Origin of the sequence: Streptomyces sp. 2323.1 (assembly GCF_900221035.1) — a bacterium.
GTDB classification, from domain to species: Bacteria; Actinomycetota; Actinomycetes; order Streptomycetales; family Streptomycetaceae; genus Streptomyces; species Streptomyces sioyaensis.
Map to the genome: position 1 here is coordinate 5,213,089 of NZ_LT907981.1, position 26,870 is coordinate 5,239,958.

General features: G+C 72.4%; 21 protein-coding genes. 14 read left to right on the plus strand and 7 right to left on the minus strand.

Features of this window, described 5'->3' with window-relative positions; translation table 11 throughout:
* Positions 1–74: 74 nt before the first annotated feature.
* The 4 genes from CPH93_RS22420 (at position 75) to CPH93_RS22435 (ending at position 5,966) form a co-directional block, all read left to right on the plus strand.
* On the plus strand, positions 75–1,196 hold the full coding sequence (locus tag CPH93_RS22420; protein ID WP_231977465.1) for a dihydrodipicolinate synthase family protein: 1,122 nt from the start codon (positions 75–77) through the stop codon (positions 1,194–1,196).
* Positions 1,193–2,053, plus strand: a complete 861-nt coding sequence (locus CPH93_RS22425; protein ID WP_096213871.1) for a sugar phosphate isomerase/epimerase family protein — start codon at positions 1,193–1,195, stop codon at positions 2,051–2,053. The genes CPH93_RS22420 and CPH93_RS22425 overlap by 4 nt, the downstream gene beginning before the upstream one ends.
* Before the next feature lie 236 nt (positions 2,054–2,289).
* On the plus strand, positions 2,290–4,500 hold the full coding sequence (gene recD2, locus CPH93_RS22430) for an SF1B family DNA helicase RecD2 (protein ID WP_096213872.1): 2,211 nt from the start codon (positions 2,290–2,292) through the stop codon (positions 4,498–4,500).
* A gap of 176 nt (positions 4,501–4,676) precedes the next feature.
* Positions 4,677–5,966, plus strand: a complete 1,290-nt coding sequence (locus tag CPH93_RS22435) for a citrate synthase (protein ID WP_096213873.1) — start codon at positions 4,677–4,679, stop codon at positions 5,964–5,966.
* A gap of 642 nt (positions 5,967–6,608) precedes the next feature.
* Here the strand turns inward: CPH93_RS22435 and CPH93_RS22440 are convergent.
* The gene (locus CPH93_RS22440) at positions 6,609–6,896 is read right to left on the minus strand and encodes a heavy-metal-associated domain-containing protein (protein WP_096213874.1); all 288 of its coding nucleotides are present in this window, start codon (positions 6,894–6,896) and stop codon (positions 6,609–6,611) included.
* A 229-nt stretch (positions 6,897–7,125) separates the two neighbouring features.
* Here CPH93_RS22440 and CPH93_RS22445 point away from each other — a divergent pair, with 229 nt between their 5' ends.
* Positions 7,126–7,779, plus strand: a complete 654-nt coding sequence (locus CPH93_RS22445) for a DedA family protein (RefSeq protein WP_093483325.1) — start codon at positions 7,126–7,128, stop codon at positions 7,777–7,779.
* 8 nt (positions 7,780–7,787) lie between these two features.
* On the opposite strand, the gene CPH93_RS22450 is transcribed toward CPH93_RS22445, so the two are convergent.
* Positions 7,788–8,819, minus strand: coding sequence for a Gfo/Idh/MocA family protein (locus CPH93_RS22450; protein WP_096213875.1), 1,032 nt, complete (start codon positions 8,817–8,819; stop codon positions 7,788–7,790).
* A gap of 277 nt (positions 8,820–9,096) precedes the next feature.
* On the opposite strand from CPH93_RS22450, the gene CPH93_RS22455 reads away from it, so the two are divergent.
* The gene (locus CPH93_RS22455) at positions 9,097–10,191 is read left to right on the plus strand and encodes a LacI family DNA-binding transcriptional regulator (protein ID WP_096213876.1); all 1,095 of its coding nucleotides are present in this window, start codon (positions 9,097–9,099) and stop codon (positions 10,189–10,191) included.
* Positions 10,192–10,231: 40 nt separating this feature from the next.
* Here CPH93_RS22455 and CPH93_RS22460 read toward each other — a convergent pair whose 3' ends face one another.
* The 5 genes from CPH93_RS22460 to CPH93_RS22480 all read right to left on the minus strand — a co-directional run bounded on the left by CPH93_RS22460 (position 10,232) and on the right by CPH93_RS22480 (position 15,261).
* Positions 10,232–10,426, minus strand: coding sequence for a helix-turn-helix transcriptional regulator (locus tag CPH93_RS22460; protein WP_093483322.1), 195 nt, complete (start codon positions 10,424–10,426; stop codon positions 10,232–10,234).
* A gap of 383 nt (positions 10,427–10,809) precedes the next feature.
* On the minus strand, positions 10,810–11,178 hold the full coding sequence (locus CPH93_RS22465; protein ID WP_231976922.1) for a peptidoglycan-binding domain-containing protein: 369 nt from the start codon (positions 11,176–11,178) through the stop codon (positions 10,810–10,812).
* A gap of 91 nt (positions 11,179–11,269) precedes the next feature.
* A complete protein-coding gene (locus CPH93_RS22470; RefSeq protein WP_096213878.1) occupies positions 11,270–12,685 on the minus strand; it encodes a sugar porter family MFS transporter in 1,416 nt (471 codons plus the stop codon).
* A gap of 442 nt (positions 12,686–13,127) precedes the next feature.
* Positions 13,128–14,147 carry a Gfo/Idh/MocA family protein gene (locus tag CPH93_RS22475; protein WP_096213879.1) on the minus strand — a complete coding sequence of 340 codons (1,020 nt, stop codon included), beginning with the start codon at positions 14,145–14,147 and terminating at the stop codon, positions 13,128–13,130.
* Between the two features lie 193 nt (positions 14,148–14,340).
* Positions 14,341–15,261, minus strand: coding sequence for a sugar phosphate isomerase/epimerase family protein (locus tag CPH93_RS22480; RefSeq protein WP_096213880.1), 921 nt, complete (start codon positions 15,259–15,261; stop codon positions 14,341–14,343).
* 677 nt (positions 15,262–15,938) lie between these two features.
* Between CPH93_RS22480 and iolC the strand changes: the two genes are divergently transcribed.
* From iolC to CPH93_RS22525, 8 genes are all read left to right on the plus strand, one after another.
* Positions 15,939–16,931, plus strand: a complete 993-nt coding sequence (gene iolC, locus CPH93_RS22490; RefSeq protein WP_096213882.1) for a 5-dehydro-2-deoxygluconokinase — start codon at positions 15,939–15,941, stop codon at positions 16,929–16,931.
* Between the two features lie 66 nt (positions 16,932–16,997).
* Positions 16,998–17,885: a Cgl0159 family (beta/alpha)8-fold protein gene (locus CPH93_RS22495; RefSeq protein ID WP_093483316.1), complete on the plus strand. Its 888-nt coding sequence runs from the start codon at positions 16,998–17,000 to the stop codon at positions 17,883–17,885.
* A 30-nt stretch (positions 17,886–17,915) separates the two neighbouring features.
* Entirely contained in the window at positions 17,916–18,809 is an 894-nt protein-coding gene (iolB, locus tag CPH93_RS22500) for a 5-deoxy-glucuronate isomerase (RefSeq protein ID WP_096213883.1), read from the plus strand.
* Entirely contained in the window at positions 18,806–20,689 is a 1,884-nt protein-coding gene (iolD, locus tag CPH93_RS22505; RefSeq protein WP_096213884.1) for a 3D-(3,5/4)-trihydroxycyclohexane-1,2-dione acylhydrolase (decyclizing), read from the plus strand. Before iolB ends, iolD begins: the two co-directional genes overlap by 4 nt.
* Positions 20,690–20,726: 37 nt before the next feature.
* Entirely contained in the window at positions 20,727–22,220 is a 1,494-nt protein-coding gene (locus CPH93_RS22510) for a CoA-acylating methylmalonate-semialdehyde dehydrogenase (RefSeq protein ID WP_096213885.1), read from the plus strand.
* A 347-nt stretch (positions 22,221–22,567) separates the two neighbouring features.
* Positions 22,568–23,122, plus strand: coding sequence for a GNAT family N-acetyltransferase (locus tag CPH93_RS22515; RefSeq protein ID WP_231976923.1), 555 nt, complete (start codon positions 22,568–22,570; stop codon positions 23,120–23,122).
* Between the two features lie 124 nt (positions 23,123–23,246).
* A complete protein-coding gene (locus tag CPH93_RS22520) occupies positions 23,247–25,952 on the plus strand; it encodes an alpha/beta fold hydrolase (protein ID WP_096213886.1) in 2,706 nt (901 codons plus the stop codon).
* Positions 25,949–26,809: an ABC transporter permease gene (locus tag CPH93_RS22525; protein WP_096213887.1), complete on the plus strand. Its 861-nt coding sequence runs from the start codon at positions 25,949–25,951 to the stop codon at positions 26,807–26,809. Before CPH93_RS22520 ends, CPH93_RS22525 begins: the two co-directional genes overlap by 4 nt.
* Positions 26,810–26,870 lie beyond the last annotated feature (61 nt).

A 26,870-nucleotide genomic window follows, 5' to 3' on the forward strand; every position in this document is an offset into this window, starting at 1 on the left:
ACGCCCCGGCGCACCCCTCCCCGCCCGGGCCGGGCGCCGCTTCCCCCGCCGCGCCGCTCCCGGATCCGCCGCCCCTGCCGGACTCCTGCTCCTCCTGCCCTTCCGCGCGTCCCCCGCTGCGCTCCCGTACGGTCTTCGCCGCCGCCCATGTGGTGGCCGATCCGTCCGCCACCACACCGGGCGGCCCGGCCGCCCTCGACTGGGACGCCACCCTCGCCTTCCGCCACCATCTGTGGGCGCACGGCCTGGGCGTGGCCGAGGCGATGGACACCGCTCAGCGCGGGATGGGCCTGGACTGGGCGGCCGCCGCCGAGCTGATCCGCCGCTCCGCCGCCGAGGCCAGGGCGGTCGGCGGACTCCTCGCCTGCGGCGTCGGAACCGATCAACTGCCCGCCCACGGGGCGACGTTGGCCGAGGTGCGGGCCGCCTACGAGGAACAGCTCGCCGTCGTCGAGGACGCCGGCGGCCGGCCCGTCCTGATGGCGTCCCGCCAGCTCGCCGCGGCCGCCACCGGCCCGGACGACTACCAGGAGCTGTACGGCCAGCTCCTGCGCCAGAGCACCCGGCCGGTCATCCTGCACTGGCTCGGCCCGATGTTCGACCCGGCGCTGGCGGGCTACTGGGGCAGCGACGCATACGACGCCGCCACGGAGACGCTGCTCCAGATCGTCGCCGCCCACCCGGACACGGTGGACGGCGTGAAGATCTCGCTGCTGGACGCCGGCCGGGAAGTACGGCTGCGCCGCCGGCTGCCGCCGGGCGTCCGCTGCTACACCGGCGACGACTTCCACTACCCGGAGCTGATCGCGGGCGACGAACACGGCTTCAGCCATGCGCTGCTGGGCATCTTCGACCCGCTCGCCCAGCGCGCCGCCGAGGCCGTACGCCATCTCGACGCCGCGGGCCCCGGAGGCGTGGCCGCGTTCCGGGCCGCCTTGGACCCGACCGTCGCGCTGGCCCGCCACCTCTTCCAGGCACCCACCCGCTACTACAAGACCGGCATCGTCCTGCTCGCCTGGCTGGCCGGCCACCAGCCGCACTTCACCATGGTGGGCGGGCTGCAGTCGGCCCGCTCGCCGGGACACCTGCGGCGCGCCTACGAACTGGCCGACGCACTGGGCCTGTTCCCGGACCCGGAACGCGCCGCCCGGCGGATGCGCACCCTGCTCGCCGCCCACGGCGCGGAGGACGCATGAGCGACGACCTGTCCGCCCTCCTCGCCCGCCTCAGCCTCAACCAGGAGACCGTCCGGCAGTGGTCACTGCCCGAACTGGCCGACGGATGCGCCCGGGCCGGTGTACGGGGCGTGGGCCTGTGGCGCGCCCCCGTGCAGGAGTACGGGGTGCGGGCGGCCGCCCGGCTCGTACGGGACGCCGGGCTGCGGGTCACCAGCCTGTGCCGGGGCGGGTTCTTCACGGCGACGGACCCGGGCGAGCGGGCGGCCGCCCTGGACGACAACCGGGCGGCCGTCGACGAGGCGGCCGCCCTCGGGACGGACACTCTGGTGCTGGTCTCCGGCGGACTGCCGGCCGGCAGCCGGGACCTGGTCGGTGCCCGGGAGCGGATCGCGGACGCACTGGGCGAGTTGGGGCCGTACGCGGCGGAACGGGGGGTCAGGCTGGCGCTCGAACCGCTGCACCCGATGTACGCGGCGGACCGGTGCGTGGTCTCGACGCTCGCCCAGGCCCTGGACCTCGCCGAGCGGTTCCCCGCCGCGCAGGTGGGGGTGGTCGTCGATACGTACCACCTGTGGTGGGACGACGCGGTCGGCGCGCAGATCGCCCGCGCGGGCGCCGCCGGCGACGGGCCGTCGCGGATCGCCGCGTTCCAGCTCGCCGACTGGGTCACCCCGCTGCCCGAGGGGGTCCTGCTGGGGCGCGGGCAGCTCGGTGACGGATCGGTGGATCTGCGGTGGTTCCGCGAACGGGTCGAGGCGGCCGGCTGTTACCGGGGGCCCATCGAGGTGGAAATCTTCAACCCGGCGCTGTGGGCGCGGGACGGCGCGGAGGTGCTGGCGGAGATCGTGGACCGCTTCCGCACCCACGTCGGATGAGCCGGGCGTTCCCGCGTACCTCGGATGAGCGGGAAATATCCCCGCGAAGGAGCACAACCGTTGACCGTTCACAGAGGTCATAGCTGACGCTGGTCCCGACAAGGGGGGATCCGGGGGGATCCGGGGCCGGCACGGAGGGGGGAATCGAGGGGCCCGGCCATCGGACGGGCCCCTCGATGGGGCCCGGACACCCCGGCCCGCGGCGGCCTGTCAGACCCCGGCGGTACCGTCGGGTCATGGTCAACGCAGCCGTCGTCGAAGGGGTCCTGGAGCGGATCACCTACGCCAACGAAGAGAGCGGATACACGGTCGCGCGGGTCGACACCGGGCGCGGCGCGGGCGACCTGCTGACCGTCGTCGGCGCCTTGCTGGGAGCACAGCCCGGCGAGTCGCTGCGCATGGAGGGACGCTGGGGCTCCCACCCCCAGTACGGCAAGCAGTTCACCGTCGAGAACTACACCACCGTCCTGCCCGCCACGATCCAGGGCATCCGCCGCTATCTGGGCTCCGGCCTGATCAAGGGCATCGGCCCGCGGATCGCGGACCGCATCGTCGAACACTTCGGCACGGACACCCTCGACGTCATCGAGACCGAACCCGCGCGCCTGGTCGAGGTGCCCGGCCTCGGCCCCAAGCGGACGAAGCTGATCGGCGCGGCGTGGGAGGAGCAGAAGGCCATCAAGGAAGTCATGGTCTTCCTCCAGGGCGTCGGCGTCTCAACCTCCATCGCCGTGCGGATCTACAAGAAGTACGGCGACGCCTCGATCTCCGTCGTCCGCAACGAGCCCTACCGCCTGGCCGCCGACGTCTGGGGCATCGGCTTCCTGACCGCCGACCGCATCGCGCAGTCCGTGGGCATTCCGCACGACAGCCCGGAACGGGTCAAGGCGGGCCTGCAGTACGCGCTGTCGCAGTCCACGGACCAGGGCCACTGCTTCCTCCCCGAGGAGCAACTGATCGCCGATGCGGTGAAGTTGCTCGGCGTGGACACCGGCCTGGTCATCGACTGCCTGGGCGAACTGGCCGCGGACCCGGAGGGCGTGGTCCGCGAGAAGGTGCCGGGCGCCGAGGAGGGCGCGCCGGTCACCGCCGTCTATCTGGTGCCGTTCCACCGCGCCGAGATCTCCCTGGCCGGCCGGCTGACCCGGCTGCTGCGCACGGACCAGGACCGGATGCCGGCGTTCCAGGACGTGGACTGGGACAAGGCGCTGGCCTGGCTGGCGCGGCGGACGGGCGCCGAGCTGGCGCCCGAGCAGCAGCAGGCGGTGCGGCTGGCGCTGACGCAGAAGGTCGCGGTGCTCACCGGCGGCCCCGGCTGCGGCAAATCCTTCACGGTCCGTTCCGTCGTCGAGCTGGCCCGCGCCAAGAAGGCCAAGGTGGTGCTGGCGGCGCCCACGGGCCGCGCCGCCAAGCGGCTCTCGGAGCTGACCGGGGCGGAGGCCTCCACGGTCCACCGCCTCCTGGAGCTGAAGCCCGGCGGGGACGCCGCCTATGACGCGGACCGGCCGCTGGACGCCGATCTGGTGGTCGTCGACGAGGCCTCGATGCTGGATCTGCTGCTCGCCAACAAGCTCGTCAAGGCGGTGCCGCCCGGCGCCCATCTGCTGCTGGTCGGGGACGTCGACCAACTGCCGTCGGTGGGCGCGGGCGAGGTGCTGCGCGATCTCCTCGACGAGTCCGGCCCCGTGCCTGCGGTCCGGCTGACCAGGATCTTCCGCCAGGCCCAGCAGTCCGGGGTGGTCACCAACGCCCACCGCATCAACTCCGGCGTGCCGCCCCTGACGACCGGCCTGGCCGACTTCTTCCTGTTCGCCGAGGAGGACTCCGAAGAGGCCGGACGGCTGACGGTGGATGTCGCGGCCCGCCGGATCCCGGCGAAATTCGGCCTCGACCCGCGCCGGGACGTCCAGGTGCTCACCCCGATGCACCGCGGTCCGGCCGGGGCGGGCGCCCTGAACGGCCTGCTCCAGCAGGCCGTGACCCCCGCCCGCCCCGATCTGCCCGAGCGCCGCTTCGGCGGCCGGGTCTTCCGTGTCGGCGACAAGGTCACTCAGATCAGGAACAATTATGAGAAGGGCCGCAATGGTGTCTTCAACGGCACGGTCGGCGTGGTCACCGCCCTGGACTCCGACGAGCAGCGCCTGACCGTCCGCACCGACGAGGACGAGGAGGTGCCCTACGACTTCGATGAACTCGACGAACTCGCCCACGCCTATGCCGTGACGATCCACCGCTCGCAGGGTAGTGAATATCCAGCAGTGGTGATTCCGGTCACCACCAGTGCCTGGATGATGCTGCAGCGCAATCTGCTGTATACCGCCGTGACCCGGGCAAAGCGTTTGGTGGTGCTGGTCGGCTCCCGGAAGGCCCTCGGACAGGCCGTCCGGACCGTATCCGCCGGTCGGCGGTGCACGGCACTCGATCACCGGCTCGCCGGCGCGATGTGAGGCCACCCCTCTTTCCCATTCAGGGCGAAGAGGGGCAGGATGGGCACCCGGGCGGCACTGAGTGCCGCTGAGAGGCCCTATGGCCGACCCCGAGTGCACATCCACGTCTCAAATGGGGGAAGGTATAGGCAGTCAGGGCACCTCGAAGAAGAGGCACAACGTCGGTGAGGGATGACGTGAGCGACAACTCTGTAGTACTGCGTTACGGGGACGGCGAATACAGCTACCCGGTCGTCGACAGCACCGTTGGCGACAAGGGCTTCGATATCTCGAAGCTGCGCGCCCAGACCGGTCTGGTGACCCTGGATTCCGGTTACGGCAACACCGCGGCGTATAAATCCTCGATCACCTATCTCGACGGTGAAAACGGCATTCTCCGTTACCGCGGCTACCCGATCGAGCAGCTCGCAGAGCGCAGCACGTTCGTCGAGACCGCGTACCTCCTCATCAACGGCGAGCTGCCCACCGTCGATGAGCTGGCGAACTTCAAGCAGGACATTACCTACCACACCCTGCTGCACGAGGACGTCAAGCGCTTCTACGACGGTTTCCCCCGGGACGCCCACCCGATGGCGATGCTGTCCTCGGTGGTCAGCGCGCTGTCGACGTTCTACCAGGACAGCCACAACCCGTTCGACGAGCAGCAGCGCCACATCTCCACGATCCGGCTGCTGGCCAAGCTCCCGACGATCGCGGCCTACGCGTTCAAGAAGTCGGTCGGCCACCCGGTCGTCTACCCGAGCAACGACCTCGGGTACGTCGAGAACTTCCTCCGTATGACCTTCTCGGTGCCCGCCGCGGACTACGACCTCGACCCCGTCGTGGTCAGCGCCCTCGACAAGCTGCTGATCCTGCACGCCGACCACGAGCAGAACTGCTCCACCTCCACCGTGCGTCTGGTCGGCTCCTCGCAGGCGAACCTCTTCGCCTCGATCTCGGCCGGTATCAACGCCCTGTGGGGCCCCCTGCACGGCGGTGCCAACCAGTCCGTGCTGGAGATGCTGGAAGGCATCCAGCGCGACGGCGGCGACGTCGACTCCTTCATCCGCAAGGTGAAGAACAAGGAAGACGGCGTGAAGCTCATGGGCTTCGGGCACCGCGTCTACAAGAACTTCGACCCTCGCGCGAAGATCATCAAGGCGGCGGCGCACGACGTTCTTTCCGCGCTCGGCAAGTCCGACGAGCTGCTGGACATCGCCCTCAAGCTGGAGGAGCACGCGCTCTCCGACGACTACTTCGTCTCGCGCAAGCTCTACCCGAACGTCGACTTCTACACCGGCCTGATCTACCGGGCCATGGGCTTCCCGACCGAGATGTTCACCGTGCTCTTCGCGCTCGGCCGGCTCCCCGGCTGGATCGCCCAGTGGCACGAGATGATCAAGGAGCCCGGTTCCCGCATCGGCCGCCCGCGGCAGATCTACACCGGCGTCGTCGAGCGCGACTTCGTGCCGGTCGAGGAGCGCTGACGGCCGCCCTGTGCCGGCAGGCCACCGAGGGCTGAGAAAGAAAGAAGCGCCCCGCCTCCGGATCCCCCCACGGGTCAGGAGTGCGGGGCGCTTCCCGTGTCCCGGTTGGATTCCCCCCACGGGATCCGTCCGGGCGTTCGGGTAGCACCGCGATCTGCCGGGACGCGCACATTCGGGAGGGCCGCTCAAAGCTCCCCGGGCGCGTCGCCCCGGCCACGCGTAGCCGGGCGCGATCCCCCAAGATCGGCACGGCTGGTGCAGTGCAAGCCCCGCCGGGGTGCCTGCACTGCCCGGTTAGACTCACGACCCCCCTCAATGGTTACGTTCCCATGAGTGTGATCTGGGTCTCTTGCCATATAGGGGCGAATATGGTCAAGGACCTCCATTTGGAGATCGGGGCCGTGGGGTATGGGTGTTGTGTCAGTTGTAAGGGCTAGGTGAATTTTCCTGGCCGCAGGTCTTTGGTGACCACGAAGGCCGACGAGAGGGGCATGGCGACACCCGTGATCGTCAGGTCGCCTCTTCTCGACGCGACAAGGTCGTCTCCGCTCGACACGACAAGATCGCGCGGTGCACACGGCGCAGGCCGTCCCGCCGGGGCGAGCGCGACCTGCGCCTGTGCGATGCGGAGAGGCGCTCGAATCAGGCCGCCTGACCCACCAGCTCGTACCCGGCCTCGTCGACGGCCGCGCGCACGGCTTCCTCGTCCAGCGGGGCCTTCGAGGTGACGGTCACCAGGCCCGTGGCGGCGACCGCCTGCACCGAGCTGACCCCGGCGAGCTCGCCGAGCTCGGACGAGACCGCCCCCTCACAGTGGCCGCAGGTCATACCGGTGACCTTGTAGGTGGCGGTCACCTCGCCGGACCGGCCGTCGGTGCCGCCGGTGCGGCCGGCGCCTTCGGGGGTGCAGCAGGAGCTGTTCTCAGCCATGGGGGACTCTCCTTGTGGTGCCGATGCGTGCCATGTGGTGCCAGGTGCCGGAGTGCCGGAATGACCCAGGGGCGACTCAAGCGACTGCCGGTCCTCTCCGACCTTAAGCACCCTATACCCCTAGGGGGTATCAATTCCAGCCGTCGTCGCGGGCATCGCGTTGCCGCGCGCCCCACCACGCGTCAGCCTTGGGGGTACGGACTCGGGGCGGATCCGAGGAGGCGGCCGGATGGACGTACTCGCCCTCTACGGCCTGCTGGTGCTCACCACGCTGCCGCCACTCGTCCCCAACTCCGCCCTGCTCGTCTCCGCCGGCGTACTCGCCTCCCGGGGCCAGGCGTTCCTGCCGCTGATCCTCGTCATCGTCGCGGGCAGCGCCCTGCTCGGGGACCTGCTGATGTACCTGGCAGCCCGCCGATTCGGCGGGCCCGTACGCGCCTGGATGCGCCGCAACCCCCGCCGCCGGGCACTCCTGGAGTGGACCTCCGGCCGGATCCAGCGCTACGGCCTGCCCTTCGTGATCGCCGTACGGTTCCTGCCCAGCGGGCGCATCGCCGGCGCGCTGGCCTCCGGCGTGCTGCGCTACCCGCTGCGCAAGTACGCGCTCGGCGCCGGCATCGCCGAGGCCAGCTGGGCGACCTACTCGGTCGGCCTCGGCTATCTCGGCAGCGCCGCCGCCGGCCGCCCCCTCTACGCCGCCGGCATCGGCTTCGGCGTCTCCTGCGTGGTCGCCGCCGTGGGCGCCGCGATCCAGTGGGCCGCCCGCCGCCGCACCCTGCGCGCCTCGTCGGAGGAGAGCGGCGAAAACGAAGGCGGCGGGCCCCACAAGAGCGACGGACCGGAACACGGCGGCGGACGGCCGTCCTCCGCAGCCGCGCTCTGACGGCCCGCTCAGCCGCCCTGAACCGCCCCGCCCGCCCCGGCCCGGACCTCCGCGACGGCGACCGGCGCGCCCGTACGACGCGAGCGCTCACACGCCTCGGCGACATACAGCGCCTCCAGCGCCTCCGCCGGCGAACAGGGACTCGGCACCCGGCCCGCGGCGACCTCGGTGAAGACCCCCAGCTCGGTGACGTAGGCGTCATGGAAGCGCTCCATGAACGTGGCGTACGGAGCGGCCGCCCGGCGCCAGGACAGCCGCGCCTCGGTGGACGGCAGCGGCGCCCGGTCGTCGAGGCCGACGACGCGGGCACCCTCGGAACCGCACACCTCCAGCCGGACATCGTGGCCCGCGCCGTTGTAGCGGGTCGCCGTGACCGTGGCCAACGTGTCGTCGTCGAAGCGCAACAGCGCCGCGCAGGTGTCGACATCGTCGCCGTCGGCGAAGAAGGACGCACCGCGATTGGCGCCCTGGGCGTAGACCGAGACCACCTCGCGGCCGGTGAGCCAGCGCAGGATGTCGAAATCGTGGATGCTGCAGTCCCGGAACAGCCCCCCGGAGGTGGGGATATAGCCGGCCGGCGGCGGCGTCCGGTCGCTTGTGCACGCGCGCAGGGTGTGCAGCCAGCCCAGCTCGCCGGAGTGCAGCGCCTCGCGGGCGGCGCGATAGCCCGCGTCGAAGCGGCGCTGGAAGCCGATCTGCACCGGCACCCCGCAGGCCCGCGCCCGTTCCACCACGCCGAGGGTGCCCGCCACGTCCGGCGCCACCGGCTTCTCGCAGAACACCGGCACCCCGGCGTCCAGGGCCTGATGGATCAGGGTGGCGTGGGCGCTGGTCGCCGCGGTGATCACCACGCCGTCCAGGCCGTCCGCGTACATCTCCGCGATGCCCGGCGCCGCGCGTACGCCGAGAGTGTCCGCCAGCGCGGCGGCGCGTGCGGTGTCCACGTCCGCGACCACGAGGCCGGTGACGCCCGGGACGCCGCGGAGGGTCTGCGCGTGGAAGGCGCCGATGCGCCCGGTGCCGATCAGGCCGATCTTCATGCCTCGGATCCTTTCCGGGGAGGGAGAGGGGACGGGAGGGGGAGGAGTGGGGAGGAGTGGTGGCGGCGGTGAGAGATGCAGGGGGAGCGCCGCCGAGGGCTGCCGGAAGGCATGACGGGATTCCCCGTGGCCGGGCCGGTCGACGTACGTGTTGGAACGGTCCAACCATCGCCTCACCGGCACCCTGCATGTCCTGATGTCCGCATGTCAACCGTTCTGCAGGGGCCATGCGCCGGAGCATTGACGCTGTCCCGGCCCGGTGGAAGGATTTCCGTTCATGGAACGGTCCAACAAGCGCGCCGACGTGTCGCCCGGTGAACGGTCCGGAGCCCGGCCGGGAGCGGACCGGGCCCCGACGATCCGCGGTGTAGCCGAGCGCGCCGGCGTCTCCAAATCGCTGGTCTCGCTCGTGCTCCAGGGCTCACCGCGGGTCAGCGACGCCAAGCGGCAGGCCGTATTGGCGGCCATCGACGAACTGGGCTACCGGCCCAACGCCGCGGCCCGCAGCCTCGTCGCACGCCGTACCCACACCGTCGGCGTGCTGCTGAACGATATGCGCAACCCCTGGTTCGTCGAGGTGCTCGACGGCCTCAACTCCCTGCTGCAGGCGCACGGTCTGCGGATGCTGATGGCCGACGGACGGCTGGACCGGCGGGCCGGCCACGGCTTCGCCCGCACCTTCCAGGAACTACGGGTCGACGGCCTCGTCGTCGTCGGCACCCTCCCGGACACCGCGGGCCTGGCCGAGGTCGCCGAGCGGCTGCCGACCGTCATCGCGGGCAACCACGAACCCCGGCTGCCGCACACCGACCTCGTCGCCAACGACGACGAACGCGGCGCCCGGCTCGCCACCGAACACCTCATCGGCCTCGGCCACCGGCGGATCGCCCACATCGCCGGGCAGGGGCCGGTCGGCGCACTGCGCCGGCGCGGCTTCGAGGCCGCCGTCCGCGCCCACGGCCTGGCGGCGGATGCCGTAGTGGAGAGCGGCGACGGAACCGAGGAAGGCGGCTACCGCGCCGCCGTCCGCCTGCTCGGCCCCACGCACACCGCCCGCAACACCGGCACCGAACGCCCCACCGCCGTCTTCGCGTTCAACGACATCTCCTGCGTCGGCGCGCTGTCCGCCGCCCAGGAACTGGGCCTGGAGGTGCCCGCCGACCTCTCCCTCGTCGGCTACGACAACACCTACCTCGCCCGTATCCGCCACCTCTGGCTGAACTCCGTGAACAACGCCAGCCATGAGGTCGGCCGCCGCGCGGCACGCTGCCTCCTGGACCGGATGGACCGCCCGCACGCCCCCGCAGGACAACAACTCGTGGCCCCGGAACTGGAGATCAGAGGGTCGACGGCACCGCCGCGGCCCGCCTGACCCTCCGCGCCCTCGTTCCGGGGCGCCGGTCCGGTGGCTCTCAGCGCCGGCCTCGTTGGCCGGGCCGCCGGGCCACCCACGCTCTGACGGTATCGGCGAACCAGTACGGTTTTCCGCTCTCCACCAGATCCGGTTCGGGCAGCAGCCCGTGCTTGCGGTACGAGCGCACCGTGTCCGGCTGCACCTGGATGTGCGCGGCGATCTCCTTGTACGACCAGAGCCTGCAGTCGGTCATCTCTGCCACCTCCTGAGCGCCGTACGCAGGCGCGGCCCGGGGGAGCCGGCAGGGGCCGCGTACGGCCTGGTGATCACTCACCCTGTGCCTGGACAACGACACGGAGTAACCGCCGGGGAGGGGCTGTTGAACGGCTGTGACGGAAGCCCCGCGGGACGGTGACAGCCGTGACGCGGGGCGGACGGCTGTGACGGGGGCGGGACGCGACGGGGGGCGATGGGAGGGTGCCCGGCCCGGCGGTCGGAGTGCCGGAGCGCCGCGGACGCCGGGAGTTGGGTGCGAAACGGCGGTCGTGTGGCGGGCGCGAACGGCCCTGTGGCGGGCCGGTTCCCGGGAGGGGAACCGGCCCGCCACAGGTGAGCTGCAGACCTGGCGGGCGCCGGTCAGGCGTAGTAGAGCGCGTGCCAGGTCTTCTTGTCGACCTTGCCGTTGGCGGTCAGATGGTGCCGGGACTGGAACTTCTTCACCGCGGCCAGGGTCTTGGGACCGAAGTACCCGGTCACGTCTCCCCAGTGGAGATAGCGGCGGTTCGCCAGCAGGCACTGCACCTGCGAGACGCGGTCGCCGCGCTGACCGTAGACGGTGAGGGCGCGTCCGTTGTAGTAGGCGCAGGCCGCCAGCGTGCCGACCCGTCCGCCGGCTGAGCCGGTGGCGGACGCCGGACCGGTCAGCAGCCCCGCGGTGAGCAGGCCCGCCGACGCGGCCAGGACGGCAGTACGGGTGAGGGCGCGACTGGGTGCGTTGGTATTCACGTTTTCCACCGTTTCCCCCGTTGGATGTGATTCCACCCGGGATGACGCCAGGGCGGCGCGCCGCGGTTCCCGGCGATGTGGTGATGTTCCGTCAATTCCCTTGCACAGCCGCTGCCTTGCGCAGTTCGCGCTCCAGGTCCTCCAGCGCCAGGCCCTTCGTCTCCGGCGCGTACCGCCAGCAGAACACCCAGGACAGCACACACATCGCGCCGAAGAACCAGAAGGTGGTGCCGGCGCCGACCGCATCGAGCAGCAGCGGAAAGGCCATCGCCACCCCGAAGTTGACCAGCCACATCACGAACACCGCGGCCCCCATGGCCAGTCCGCGGACCTGGAGCGGGAACATCTCCGCGAGCAGCAGCCAGACCCCGGTGTTCAAGGTGGCCTGCATGAAGGCCATGTAGAGCACCATCAGACCGAGCACCAGGGCGCTGACCGCGGGGGAGTGCGGAAGGTGGAACGAGGCGCCGAGCAGGGCGAGCGAGACGGTCATCCCGGCCAGACCGGTCAGCAGCATGGGCCGGCGGCCGACCCGGTCGATCAGCGACATCCCGACCGCGGTGGCGACGACCGAGATGACGCCGACCGCGATGGTGGCCGTGATCGAGGCACCCGTGCCCAGCCCCGTCGACGCCAGGATCTTGGGCGCGAAATACACCACCGCGTTGACACCGGTGATCTGCTGCACGGCCGCCAGCCCGATACCGACCAGCAGCAACCGCCGCACCCAGGGGGTGCGCAGCTGCTGCCAGGCGCCGCGCCGGGCATCGTCCTCCAGGGCGCGGGCGTGATCGATACGGGCCAGCTCGGCGGGGACGTCCTCGGCCGGCAGCGTACGGCCCAGCACCCGGGCCGCCTCGTCCCGGCGGCCCTTGCTGATGTACCAGCGCGGGGTGTCCGGCAGGAAGAGGAGCCCGACGGACAGCGCAACCGCCGGCAGCGCGGCAAGGCCCAGCATCCAGCGCCAGGCCGCCCAGTGCGCCAGTACGGCATTGAGCAGGTAGGCGAGCAGCTGACCACTGACGATCATCAGTGAGTTGAAGGAGACCAGCCGGCCGCGGATGTGCGGCGGCGCGATCTCGGAGAGATAGAGCGGGGTGATCACGGAGGCGCTGCCGACCGCGAGACCGAGCACGAACCGCGCCACGGTCATGGCCGCCACGCTCGGCGAGAGCGCGACGGCCAGGGCGCCGCCGAGGAACACGGCGCCCGCCCACAGCAGGGAGTTGCGCCGCCCCAGCGCGTCGGACATCCGGCCGCCGATCAGCGAACCGAAGGCCGCGCCGATCAGCAGCGCGCTGGTGATGACGCCCTCCCCCAGGGAGGTGAGGCCGAAGTGGTCCTCCATGAAGGGGAGCGCGCCGGAGATCACCCCGGTGTCGTAGCCGAAGAGGGCGCCGCCCAGGGCGGCGATGGCGGCGATGCCGACGAGGAACCGCCGGGCGCTGCGGGCCCGCACGGCCGCGGACGGCCCGGCGGGCGCCACCTGGCTGGTCGGAACGGCCATCGTCAACTCCTGCTCGCCGGGGCGGGCGAATCGGCGACCGGGGCGGATGAACCGGCGACCGGGGCGGGCGAATCGGCGACCGGGGCGGAGGGTGCGGGCAGTGGTATGGAGCGCCGTCGGGCGGCGTCAGGTGGGAGGTGCATGGTGCGGGGGCCTTTCGGTGGGGCGGCGGGGGACGCGGGTGGCGGCGCGTTCCCGGCTGTGTGGCGTTGGTGGGCGGCGGTTGACGGGGCGGCGGCGGCCGGCGGGGCGGCATGGCTCGGGGGCCGGCTCGGCCCGCCGGTACGGCCCGGCGTCGCGGCGGTGGCGCGGCTCGGCGGGACGGCGTCGGCCGATGGTGGGCGTGCCTCGGCGGCGTGCCTCAGTGGTGGGGCACCGGCGGCGTGTCTCAGTGGTGGGGCACGCCTCAGCGGTGCGGCACGCCTCGACGGCGGGGCCTGCCTCAGCGATACAGCGCCGGCCGCTCGACCAGTTCGACGGCCACCCGCTCGCCGCTGGCCTGCGCAAGCACGCCCGCCTCGCACACCGCGGCCGCGGCATAGCCGTCCCAGCAGCTGGGGCCCTCGACCTCGCCGCGCAGGGTGGCGCGCACCCAGCGCTGCACCTGCCGGTCGTAGGCCTCCTCGAAGCGCTCCACGAAGCCGGGGGGAATGGCGCCGCCCCAGTGGCCCGCGGTGTTGCTGAACACCCCGTGGTCGTCACCGATCCTGGCCGTGCCGCCTTCGCAGACCGCCTCACAGCTGACCTGGTAGCCGAAGCCGCAGTTGACGAAGAGCTCGGTGTCCACGACCCGGCCGCCCGCGGTCTCGAAGAGGATCAGCTGCGGGTCGCTGAGGCCCTCGGGGGCGTTCCCGGTGGGCGACGGGCGCAGCACCCGTACGGCCGTGATCTCGTCGTCCAGCAGCCAGCGGGTCACATCGATCTCGTGCACCACCGAGTCGTTGATCATCATCGCGTTGGTGAAGCCGGGCGGGGTGTCGGCATTGCGGTGCTTGTTGTGCAGCATCAGCGGACGGCCGTAAGTGCCCTGGTCCAGCAGGATTTTGAGGCTGCGGTAGCCGGCGTCGTAGCGGCGCATGAAGCCCACCTGGACCCGGCGGTGCCCCAGCGCCCGCTCGGCCTCCAGCACGCGCAGCGCGGAGGCCGCATCCGGCGTCAGCGGCTTCTCGCACAGCACCGGCAGATCGCGCGCGAAGGCGTCGAGCAGCGTCGTCTCGTGCGCGGGACCGGGCGAGGCGATCAGTACGGCGTCCACCCCGGGGTCGTCCATGGCGGCGGCCGGGTCGGTGTAGGCGGTACACCCTTCGATGCGGTCGGCGAGATGCTTGACGCGGGCCGCGTCGATGTCGACCACGGCCGCCACCCGGGCGCCGCTGATCACCTCGTCGATCCGGCGTACGTGGTCGGCGCCCATGCGGCCGGTGCCGATGACCGCCACACCGAGGGTTCCGAGCGAAGTCATGTCGTCCTCACGTCCTTACGTGCTACAGAGTGTGATGTACCCTGGAAACTAATTACTCTCCGTAATCGTTGCCGGGGTATGAGGAGGCGTCACGAGGCAGGCGCAAGAGGCCTATTGGGGGCCGGGGAGGCCCTCCTGGGCGATCCAGGGTGGTCCCTGGGTGGTCCAAGGGCGGCTCAGGGGCTTCAGGGGCTCAGGCGCCGCAGGACCGCAGAAAGCGCCGGGTCCGCTCGGCGATCGGGAACGGCTGGTCGGGCGGGCAGGGGTACATGTCCTGCTCGACGATGGCGAAGAGGTCGACGTTCAGCTCCTGGGCGGCCTCCAGGACGGGCGGCAGCGCGGGCACGCCCAGCGGCGGTTCGCACATCACGCCCTGCTTGACGGCGGGCCCGAAAGGCGTGCCCTTGGCGACGACGTCGCCGAGGATGTCCGGGTCGACCTGCTTGAGGTGGAGGTAGCCGATCCGCTCGCCGTAGGTGCGGATCAGCTTGACGCTGTCGCCGCCGCAGTAGGCGTAATGGCCGGTGTCCAGGCAGAGGTTGACCAGGTCGGAGTCGGTGGCGTGCAGGAAGCGCTCGACGTGTTCCTCGGTGTCGATGTGGGTGTCGGCATGCGGGTGCACCACGATGTCCAGCCCGAACTCGTCCCGTACGCGCTGGGCCAGCCGCTCCGTGCCGGTCGTCAGATGCGTCCACTGTTCGGCGGTCAGCTCGCGCGGCTCGATCTCCTCGGCCGTCTTGTCGTCCCGCCAGAAGGAGGGGATGACGACGAGGTGTCCGGCGCCCATTGCCTGGGTGAGGGTGGCGACCTCGGAGACGTGCGCCCAGGTCTTGTCCCATGCGGCCGGGCCGTGGTGCATGGAGGTGAAGATCGTGCCGGCCGAGACCTTCAGGCTGCGGCGGGCGATCTCGTCGCGGAGGACGGCGGGGTCGGTGGGCAGGTAGCCGTACGGGCCCAGCTCGATCCACTCGTAGCCGGCCTCGGCGACCTCGTCCAGAAAGCGCTGCCAGGGGACCTGCTGCTCGTCGTCGGGGAACCAGACTCCCCACGAGTCGGGTGCGGAGCCGATGCGGAGGCGGTCCAGGACGGGCGGGGCGGCATGGGAAGCGGACATGCTGCGGCTCTCCTCTCGCCGGTCGGCGGTGACCGGGAGGCGCTGGGGTGGGGTTGTGGGGCACAGCCTCTCTGCCGCCCCGGGGAGTGTCAAGACTTCGTCCTGACATAAGGACTTAAGGACTTTGTCGCCTGGGGCGTGCCGGAGTGGGCGCCGGGTGGGCCGTGTTCCGGGGTGTGTGCGGGGTGGGTGGTGGTCGGGCTCGGGGGCGGGGTGGGGGCTGGTCGGGCGCGGGTGGCCTCGGGCCCCCGGGTGCGGGCGGTCCCAGGTGAACCTCTGGATGCGGGAGGCCGCAGGGTCCTGGTCGCGGGCGGCCCAAGCCCCTGGGTGCGGGCGGCCTCGGACCCCCGGGCGCGGGTGCCCCCAGGTCCGTGGTCGCGAGCGGCCGCCCCTGCCCCCGCCCCCACTGCGCCGGCGCCCCGCCCCCCACTGCCCCGCCCCCCACTGCCCCGCCCCCCACCGCGCCGACCCCGCCCCCCACCGCGCCGACCCCGCCCCCCACCGCGCCGGCCCCGGCCCCCGCCTCCCCTCGGCGCCCTCTCGCCACACATCCACCGCTCTCCTTGACATCAGTATGTAAGGACAAAGTATTGACAGGGTCTGACTCTCCCCGTTAGACCTTTCCTCAGAGCCGAACTCGCCGAACCCGCCGCGCCGGCTGACCCGAAGGGGCGCACATGACCGAGCCGTACGACCTGATCACCATGGGCCGCATCGGAGTGGACCTCTATCCGCTGCAGACCGGTGTGCCGCTGGCGCAGGTCGAGACCTTCGGGAAGTTCCTCGGCGGGTCCGCCACCAATGTCGCGGTCGCCGCGGCCCGGCTCGGCCGCCGCGGCGCGGTCATCAGCCGCACCGGGCGCGACCCGTTCGGCGACTACATCCACCAGGCGTTGCGTGACTTCGGGGTGGACGACCGCTGGGTGACCGCCGTGGACGCCTACCCGACGCCGGTCACCTTCTGCGAGATCTTCCCGCCGGACGACTTCCCGCTGTACTTCTACCGCCGCCCCAAGGCCCCCGACCTGGTCATCCGCCCCGAGGAGCTGGATCAGGAGGCCATCGCGGCGGCCCGGATCTTCTGGATCACCGGTACCGGGCTGTGCGAGGAGCCCAGCCGCAGCGCCACGCTCGCCGCGCTGGAGGCCCGCGCCAAGGTGGGCACCACCGTCTTCGACCTCGACTGGCGGCCGATGTTCTGGGGTGGCGAGGGCGGCGCCTCCGGGGACGGCGGGGCGAAGGGTGCCGCGGCGATGGCGGCCGCCCGCCCGTATTACGAGGCCGCGCTGCGGCACGCCACCGTGGCGGTCGGCAATGTCGACGAGGCCGAGGTCGCCACCGGACTGCGCGAGCCCAAGGCCTGTGCCCAGGCGCTGCTGGACCAGGGCGTCGAACTCGCCGTCATCAAGCAGGGGCCCAAGGGCGTGCTCGCGGTCCATCGCGACGGGCGCACCGCCGAGGTCCCGCCCACCCCGGTCGAGGTCGTCAACGGCCTCGGCGCCGGTGACGCGTTCGGCGGCGCGCTCTGCCACGGCCTGCTGGCCGGCTGGGAGCTGGAGCCGATGATGCGCTACGCCAACGCCGCCGGAGCCCTCGTCGCCGGCCGGCTGGCCTGCTCCTCCGCGATGCCGACGGCCGACGAGGTCGACGCGTTCCTCGCGAGCCGGTGACCCCCGTGGCCGCGCGTCGTGCGGTCCGCCCGCCCCACCTGTGCACTCAAGAAGGTGAGTTGAGCCTTGACTCCTCGGATCAGTGACCTCGCGACGCTGCGGGCCCGGCACCCCGAAGCCGTCGCGGAGGCCGCCGCCGCCCGCACCCGTCGCCCGCTCCTCGGCGACAGCGGTCGGCTGATGATCGTCGCTGCCGACCATCCGGCGCGCGGCGCGCTCGCCGTGGGTGACCGGCAGTTCGCCATGGCCAACCGCCTCGACCTGCTGGAGCGTCTGGTGCTTGCGCTGTCGCGGCCCGGCGTGGACGGGGTGCTCGCGACCGCCGACATCCTGGAGGACCTGCTGCTGCTCGGCGCCCTCGACGGCAAGGTCGTCATGGGGTCGATGAACCGCGGCGGTCTCGCGGGCGCCTCCTTCGAGATGGACGACCGGTTCACCGGGCACCGGCCGCAGGACCTGGCCCGGCTCCGGTTCGATGCCGGCAAGTTGCTGCTGCGCATCGACTACGAGGACCCCGGCTCGCTGACCACGATGGAGGCCACCGCCCGTGCCATCGATGAGATGGCCGAGCGCGAACTGCCCGTCTTCGTCGAGCCGTTCCTGTCCTCCCGGATAGAAGGAAAGGTCCGCAACGACCTCAGCCCCGAGGCCGTCCTCCGCTCCGCGGCCATCGCCTCCGGCCTCGGCGGCACCTCGGCCTACACCTGGCTCAAGCTGCCGGTCACCGACGATCCCGAGGCGATGGCCCGGGTCTGCGAGACCACGACGCTGCCGACCGTGCTGCTCGGCGGCGACGTCGGCAGCACCGTCCGCGACCAGGAAGCCGCCTACGAGAAGTGGCGCAAGGCGCTGCGGCTGCCGACGGTGCAGGGGCTGGTCGTGGGCCGTTCCCTGCTCTACCCCGCCGACGGGGACGTCGCCGCCGCGGTGGACACCGCCGTAGGCCTGCTGTGAACGCCGCGCATTCCGCAGGAGACTCGACATATGGGTACTGAATTCCACCTGAAGGCCTCCACCGCCGCCGAGGGGCCGTACGCGCTGGACATCGACCCCGGGCGGGCCGGCTGGGGCTACTCCTCGCTGCGCATCCTCGACCTGCCGCCCGGTGGCCACCACTCCTTCGCCACCGGCGACAGCGAGTGGATCGTGCTGCCGCTGTCCGGCGGCTGCACGGTGCTGACCGATGACGGCGACGTCCTCGAACTCGACGGGCGGGAGAGCGTGTTCAGCGGTGTCACGGACTTCGCGTACGTGCCGCGTGACGCGCATGTGCAGATCGCCACCGGCCTCGGCGGCCGGTTCGCGCTCACCGGGGCCCGCTGCGAGCGGCGGCTGCCCGCCCGGTACGGTCCGGCTTCCGGCGTGCCGGTGGAGCTGCGCGGCACCGGCACCTGCTCCCGCCAGGTCAACAACTTCGGCGCGGCCGGCACCTTCGAGTGCGACCGGCTGATCGCGGTGGAGGTGCTCACCCCCGGCGGCAACTGGTCCTCCTACCCGCCGCACAAGCACGACGAGTGCCGCCCGGGGGAGGAGTCGGAGCTGGAGGAGATCTACTACTTCGAGATCGAGTCCGCACACGGCACGGACGGTGTCGGCTACCAGCGCGTGAGCCCCTCGGGGCACGGCCGCGGCACCGATGTGCTGGCCGAGGTCCGCAGCGGTGACGCCGTCCTGATCCCCGACGGCTGGCACGGCCCGTCCATCGCCGCCCCCGGCCACGCCATGTACTACCTCAATGTGATGGCCGGCCCGGGGGAGACCCGCGAGTGGCTGATCTGCGATCACCCCGCCCACGGCTGGATCCGCGCCACCTGGCCCGATCAGCCCGTCGACCCCCGCCTTCCCCTCTACGCAGCGCCCGCAGGAGACGCCCGATGAACGCCCCGACGACACGCCGCCTGACGGTCGCGCAGGCCCTGGTCGAGTTCCTCGCCCACCAGTACACCGAGCGGGACGGCCGCCGGCACCGGCTGATCAACGCCTGCTGGGGCATCTTCGGCCACGGCAATGTCGCCGGTCTCGGCCAGGCCCTGCTGGAATCCGGCGAGGCGCTGCCCTACCTCCAGGGCCGCAACGAACAGGCCATGGTGCATGCCGCGGTCGGCTACGCCCGGCAGTGCGACCGGCTCTCCGCGCAGGCCGTCACCACCTCCATCGGCCCGGGCGCCACCAACCTCGTCACCGGCGCCGCGCTCGCCACCGTCAACCGCCTGCCGGTGCTGCTGCTGCCCGGCGACATCTTCGCGACCCGGCCGGCCGACCCCGTGCTCCAGCAGCTGGAGGTGCCGCATGCGGGCGATGTGTCGGTCAATGACGCGCTGCGGCCGGTCTCGCGGTACTTCGACCGGGTCACCCGTCCCGAGGCGCTGATCCCGGCCGCGCTGCAGGCCATGCGGGTGCTCGCCGACCCGGTCGACACCGGTGCCGTCACGCTCGCGCTGCCGCAGGACGTGCAGGCCGAGGCGTACGACTGGCCCGAGGAGTTCTTCGCCGACCGGGTCTGGCGCGTCGCCCGGCCCGCGCCCGACGCCGACGCCCTCGCCGAGGCGGTCCGCCTCATCCGCGCTGCCCGCCGGCCGCTGTTGATCGCCGGCGGCGGTGTCCACCACTCCGAGGCCGAGGACGCGCTGCGCGCCTTCGCCGACGCCACCGGCATCCCGGTCGCGTCCACCCAGGCCGGCAAGGGCTCGCTGCGCCACGACCACCCCGCCGACGTCGGCGGAATCGGCCACACCGGCACCGCCACCGCCGACGCGCTGGGGCGTGAGGCGGACCTGGTCATCGGCGTCGGCACCCGCTACACCGACTTCACCACCGCCTCGTCGACGCTGTTCGCCGCGCCCGGCGTCCGCTTCCTCAACCTCAACATCGCCCCCTTCGACTCCCACAAGCTCGGTGCCACCGCGCTGGTCGCCGATGCCCGCGCCGGACTCGACGCGCTCGGCAAGGAGCTGGCCGGACATCGCGTCGCGAAGGAGTACGAGGCCGGCTACGCGGCGGCGAAGGCGGAGTGGGAGCGCCGGGTGGATGCCGCGTACGACGCCCGGGACGACTCCGCGCGGCCGTCCCAGACCCAGGTCCTGGGCCTGCTGGACGCGCTGGTCGACGACACCGACGTGCTGATCAACGCCGCCGGGTCCCTCCCCGGTGACCTGCACAAACTCTGGCGCGCCCGGTCCCGCAGGCAGTACCACCTCGAATACGGCTACTCCTGCATGGGCTATGAGATCCCCGCGGCGATCGGGGTCCGGCTGGCCGCCCCGGACCGGCCGGTGTGGGCGCTGGTCGGCGACGGTACGTATCTGATGAACCCCACCGAGATCGTCACCGCGGTCCAGGAAGGTCTCGCCTTCACCCTCGTCCTCCTCCAGAACCACGGCTACGCCTCCATCGGCGGCCTCTCCGAGCAGACCGGCGGTGAGCGCTTCGGGACGGCGTACCGCTTCCGGGCCGGGGACGGCACGTATACGGGCGCGCCGCTGCCGGTCGATCTGGCCGCCAACGCCGCCTCGCTCGGCATGCACGTGATCCGGGCGGCCACCGTCGGTGAGCTGCGTGCCGCGCTCGCCGAGGCGCGTGGCGCAAAGAGGCCCACATGTGTCTATGTCGAGACCGAAACGGCCGACACAGTGCCGGGCGCGCCGGAGGCACAGGCCTGGTGGGATGTACCTGTTGCCGAGACCGCGACACGGCCGGCGGCCCTCGCCGCCCGCCAGGCGTACGACCGGCAGGCCGCCGGTCGCCGCCGTCACCTCTGACCACAGCTCGACGTCGTCACCCCGGAAAGGTCCCCGCATGAAGACCATCAACCACTGGATCGGCGGCAAGCCCGTCGAGGGCGTCTCCGGCAACTTCGGTCCGGTCTACAACCCGGCCACCGGTGCGCAGGAGAAGCAGGTCGCCTTCGCGTCGGCCGACGAGGTCGATGCGGCCGTCCGCGCCGCCAAGGAGGCTTTCGCTTCCTGGGGCACCAGTTCGCTGGCGAAGCGCACCTCGGTGCTGTTCAAGTACCGCGAGCTGGTCGACGCGCACCGTGAGGAGATCGCCCGGCTGATCACCGCCGAGCACGGCAAGGTGCACTCCGACGCGCTGGGCGAGGTGGCCCGCGGCCTGGAGATCATCGAGCTGGCCTGCGGTATCCCCGAGAAGCTCAAGGGCGAGCTGTCCACCCAGGTCTCCACCCGCGTCGATGTGGCGGCGATCCGCCAGTCGCTCGGTGTGGTGGCCGGCATCACGCCGTTCAACTTCCCGGCGATGGTGCCGATGTGGATGTTCCCGCTCGCCATCGCCTGCGGCAACACCTTCGTGCTCAAGCCGAGCGAGAAGGTGCCCAGCGCCGCGTTCAAGCTGGCGGAGCTGGCCGCCGAGGCGGGGCTGCCGGACGGTGTGCTGAACATCGTCAACGGTGACAAGGTGGCGGTCGACGCGATCCTGGAGCACCCGGACATCGCCGCGGTCTCCTTCGTCGGCTCCACGCCCATCGCCCGCTACATCCACACCACCGGCACCGCCAACGGCAAGCGCGTCCAGGCGCTGGGCGGCGCCAAGAACCACATGCTGGTCCTGCCGGACGCCGACCTCGACCTGGCCGCGGACTCCGCGATCAACGCCGCCTACGGCTCGGCCGGCGAGCGCTGCATGGCGATCTCCGTCGTCGTGGCCGTCGGGGAGACCGCCGACCCGCTGATCGGCAAGATCAAGGAGCGTGCCGACAAGCTGCGCATCGGCCCCGGCGACGACCCGGCCTCCGAGATGGGCCCGCTGATCACCAAGGTCCACCGCGACAAGGTCGCCTCGTACGTGACCGGCGCCGCGGCCCAGGGTGCCGATGTCGTCATCGACGGCACCGGCTACACCGTCGAGGGCTACGAGGACGGCCACTGGCTGGGGATCTCGCTCCTCGACCACGTCACGCCGGAGATGGACGCCTACCGCGACGAGATCTTCGGCCCGGTGCTGTCCGTGGTGCGGGTGGCGACCTATGACGAGGCCATCGCCCTGATGAACGGCTCGCCGTGGGGCAACGGCACCGCGATCTTCACCCGCGACGGCGGTGCGGCCCGCCGCTTCCAGCTGGAGGTCGAGGCCGGGATGGTCGGCGTGAACGTGCCGATCCCGGTGCCGGTCGGCTACCACTCCTTCGGCGGCTGGAAGGACTCGCTCTTCGGCGACCACCACATCTACGGCAACGACGGCGTGCACTTCTACACCCGCGGCAAGGTCGTCACCACCCGCTGGCCCGACCCGTCGGACGGCGGCATTAACCTGGGCTTCCCCAGCAACCACTGAGGGATCCCGGAGGGGTTCCCCGACGTTTGCCCTGACGGGTTCCCTGATGGACCCCCGGTCGGCTTCCCGCCGGCCGGGGGTCCGTTCCGTCCGGGGGACGGGTGCGGGGCGATGGGTGCCGGGAGGACCGGGGCCGGAGCCGGGAGAAAATAACTGTCCCTGGACACAAGCAGGTTGATACCGTGCGGCGGCACCCGCGCCCCGGGTGCGACCACTGCCGGACGAAGGAGCTGAGGAATATGGCCCGCCAGACGCCTCTTCAGCCTGCCTTTGTCCGGGCCGCTGCCTGAGCCGGAGTCCGAGTGCCGGTGCGCGGCCCGGTCGTCGACCACGACCAGGAGTCACGCATGTCTTCTTCCCTTTCCCCGCATTCCCGGGCCCCGCAGGGTTCCGGCACCTCCCCCTACTGCGCTGCCGCGCCGGATCTACGTACGGAGCGGCTGCTGCTGCGGCCCTGGTCCGACGGTGACCTCGCCGCCGTCCTCGACGGGACGCGGCAGCCGCACTGGGCCGCGGACTTCCCCGCGGACGGCGACCGGGTCATCGCCGGTTACACCGCCGGCCAGCCCGCTGCGCGCGGTGCCTACGGCCAGCGGCAGATCCTGGAGCGGGAGAGCGGTCTGGTGGTCGGCGCCATCGGACTGTTCTGGCCGCCGGCCGACGGCTCGGTCGAGTTCGGCTACGGCATCGTGCCGTCCCGGCGGGGCCGCGGCTACGCCTCCGAGGCCGCCCGCGCCCTGGTGGCGTTCGCCTTCACCGCGCCGGGCGTGCACACGGTGCGCGCGAAGATCGAGCGGTCGAACCCGGCGTCCGGCCGCGTCCTGGAGAAGGCCGGGCTGGAGCGCTGGAGCAGCGATGACACGCACGTGCACTTCCACCTGACGGCGCCCGCGCCGGCGTAAGGGGCTGGCCGGTCCCGTACCGCATCCGCTGTACGGGGCCGGCGAACCCTACTCCCCGGGGAGGCCACCGGGTTCCGCCCGGGGGGCCGGGTGCCGGGCGGGGTCCGTACCTAGGATTCAGGCCATGGAACTCCGAGGCCTCAGACTGCGTGGACGGCGCCTGTACGCCGGCGTGGGCGCACTGGCCGTCCTCATAGGAGGCGGCACCTGGGCGGCGGCCGCCTCCTCGGACGCCGCGCCCGCCGTACACCGCGAGGACCGGGTCCTTTCGATGCCGGAGAAGCCGGGCAGCGCGCGGCACGTACGGATCGACACCTCCTTCTTCACCGCGCCGGGGCACTCCGCCGGGCGCCGCCCCGCGGTGCTGCTCGCGCACGGCTTCGGCGCCACCAAGGCCAACCTCCGCCCCCAGGCCGAGAAGCTGGCCCGGGACGGATATGCCGTCCTGACCTGGTCGGCGCGCGGCTTCGGGAAGTCCACCGGGAAGATCGGGCTGAACGATCCGCGGGGCGAGGTCGCCGATGTGCGCCGGCTGATCGACTGGCTGGCCGAGCGCCCGGAGGTCCGGCTCGACAAGGCCGGCGACCCCAGGGTGGGGGTCGCCGGCGGCTCCTACGGCGGGGCGATCTCGCTGCTGGCGGCCGGCTACGACCGGCGCGTGGACGCCATCGCCCCGCAGATCACGTACTGGAACCTGGCCGATGCGCTGTTCCCCCACGGGGTGTTCAAGAAGCTGTGGGCCGGGATCTTCTTCACCACCGGTTCGGCGGGCGCCCCCACCGGCTCCGCGCTCCGCCCGCCCGCCACGTCCGGCGGCTGCGGGAAGTTCGAGCCCGAGCTGTGCCGGATGTATCAGCGGGTGGCGGTCCGCGGCCGGCCGGACGCCGCGGCCCGCAGGCTCCTGGAGAGCCGCAGCCCGGTCGCCGTCGGCGACCGCATCAAGGTGCCGACGCTGCTGATGCAGGGCCAGACCGACTCGCTGTTCCCGCTCGACCAGGCCGATGCCATCCGGCGGGCGGTCCGCCACAACGGTGCGCCCGTCGATGTCGACTGGATCGCCGGCGGGCACGACGGCGGGGGCCGGGAGACGGCCCGGCTGGAGGGCCGGACCAGGGCCTGGTTCGACCGCTACCTGAAGGGCGACCGGCACGCGGACACCGGGCCCGCGTTCCGGATCAGCCGCACCGGGGGAGTGGACTCCACCAACGGCACGGTGCAGATGCGCGGTGCGGGCGCGGACCGCTACCCGGGTCTGGACCACGCTCCGCGGCACCTCCGCCTCGCCGGCCGCCCGCAGACCTTCGCCAACCCGCCCGGCGCCGGGCCGCCCGCCGTCTCCGCGGTGCCCGGCGTGGGCGCGCTCGGCAACCTCTCCTCGCTCGGTGCCGGCGGTCTGTCCCTGGACTTCGCCGGCCAGTACGCCGGTTTCGTCTCGGCGCCGCTGCGCACCCCCGTCCGGCTGACCGGCAGCCCCACCGCCACCGTGCACGTACGGTCCGACACCCCGGACGCGGTGCTGTTCGCGAAGGTCTACGACGTCGCGCCGGACGGCCGCCGCCAGGTGCTGCCGTCCCAGCTCGTGGCGCCGTACCGCATCGAGGGCGCCCGCGAGGGCCGGACGGTGCGGCTGCGGCTGCCGGCCGTCGACCATGAGTTCGCGGCCGGCCACCGGCTGCGGCTGGTGCTGTCGGCCACCGACCTCGCCTATGCCTCACCGGCCGAACCCGCCTCCTACACCGTCTCGCTGCGGGGCGGCGGCATCGAGGTGCCCACCGTGCCCGAGGTGCGTACCGCGCCCGCCGCGCTGCCCGCCTGGACCTGGGCGCTGCCCGCCGCGGCCGCCGGGGCCGCCGCGCTGCTGCTGCTCACCGGCCGCCGCCGGATCGCGGCCCCGGCCCCCGACCCGGCACTCGCCGAGGTCCCGTTGCAGATCAGCGGGTTGAGCAAGCGGTATGCGAAGTCGGCCGCGGGCTATGCCGTACGGGACGTCTCCTTCCGGGTGGAGCAGGGGCAGGTGCTCGGACTGCTGGGGCCCAACGGGGCCGGCAAGACCACCACGTTGCGGATGCTGATGGGGCTGATCACGCCCGACGAGGGCGAGATCAGGATCTTCGGGCAGGCCGTGCGGCCGGGCGCCCCGGTGCTGTCGCGGGTCGGGGCGTTCGTCGAGGGCGCGGGCTTCCTGCCGCATCTGTCCGGCCGCGCCAACCTCGATCTGTACTGGCAGGCCACCGGCCGGCCCACCGCCGACGCGCACTTCGACGAGGCCCTGGAGATCGCCGGTCTCGGCGACGCGCTGGACCGCGCGGTGCGCACCTACTCCCAGGGCATGCGGCAGCGGCTCGCGCTGGCCCAGGCCATGCTGGGCCTGCCGGAGCTGCTGATCCTCGACGAGCCGACCAACGGGCTGGACCCGCCGCAGATCCGGGCGATGCGGGACGTCATGATCCGCTACGCGGCCGCCGGACGCACCGTCATCGTCTCCAGCCATCTGCTGTCCGAGGTGGAGCAGAGCTGTACGCATCTGGTCGTCATGGACGGCGGGCGGCTGGTGCAGGCCGGGCCGGTCGCCGAGATCACCGGCTCCGGCAACACCCTGCTGGTCGGCGTCGCGGAAGAGGTCTCCGACGCCGTGCTGGAGAAGGTGGACGCGCTGCCCGGTGTCGCCTCGGCCGTGCGCGCCGACGGCGGACTGCTGGTCCGGCTGGACGGCGCCAGCGCCACCCAACTGCTCACCGAACTCCTCCGGTTGGAGATCGCGGTGGACCGCCTCGGCCCGCACCGCCGCCTGGAGGACGCCTTCCTCACCCTGATCGGAGGGGACCGATGACCGCGACCCCGGTGGCGCGGGCGCCCGGCTACCGCCCGCGCCGCACCCTCCCGCTGCGCGTCGAGGCCCGCCGCCAGCTGCGCCGCCGGCGCACCCTGGTGGTCGCCGCGATCCTGACGCTGCTGCCGTTCGTGCTGGTGGTGGCGTTCGCAGTGGGCGGCGACCCGAGCGGCCGCAACAACGGCCGGATCACCCTGATGGACGGCGCCACCGCCTCCGGGGCCAACTTCGCGGCCACCGCCCTGTTCGTCTCGGCGGGCTTCCTGCTGGTGGTCCCGGTGGCGCTGTTCTGCGGTGACACGGTCGCCTCGGAGGCGAGCTGGGCCTCGCTGCGCTATCTGCTCGCCGCGCCGGTCCCGCGGGCGCGGCTGCTGCTGAGCAAGCTGACCGTGGGGCTGCTGTTCAGCGCCGCCGCGATGCTGCTGCTGCCGCTGGTCGCGCTGGGCGTCGGCACCGCCGCGTACGGCTGGGGGCCGCTGCAACTGCCCACCGGCGGCGCGCTGCCCGCGGGCGAGGCGGTGGGCCGGCTGGCGGTGGTCGCCGGCTATGTCTTCGTCAGCCAGCTGGTCACCGCGGCGCTGGCGTTCTGGCTGTCGACGGTGACCGACGCGCCGCTGGGCGCGGTCGGCGGCGCCGTCGGGCTGACCATCGTCGGCAACGTCCTCGACCAGGTCACCGCGCTCGGCAGCTGGCGCGACGCGCTGCCCGCCCACTGGCAGTACTCCTGGGTGGACGCCCTGCAGCCCCGGCTGGAGTGGTCCGGGATGATCCAGGGCTCGGCGGTCTCGGTGTCCGCCGCGCTGGTGCTGTGCGCCCTGGCGTTCCGCGGCTTCGGCCGTAAGGACGTGGTGTCCTGACGGGGTGCCGGGTGGGGGCGGCGGGGGCCGTGCGCGGTCGCCGTACGGCCCCGGGGCCGGT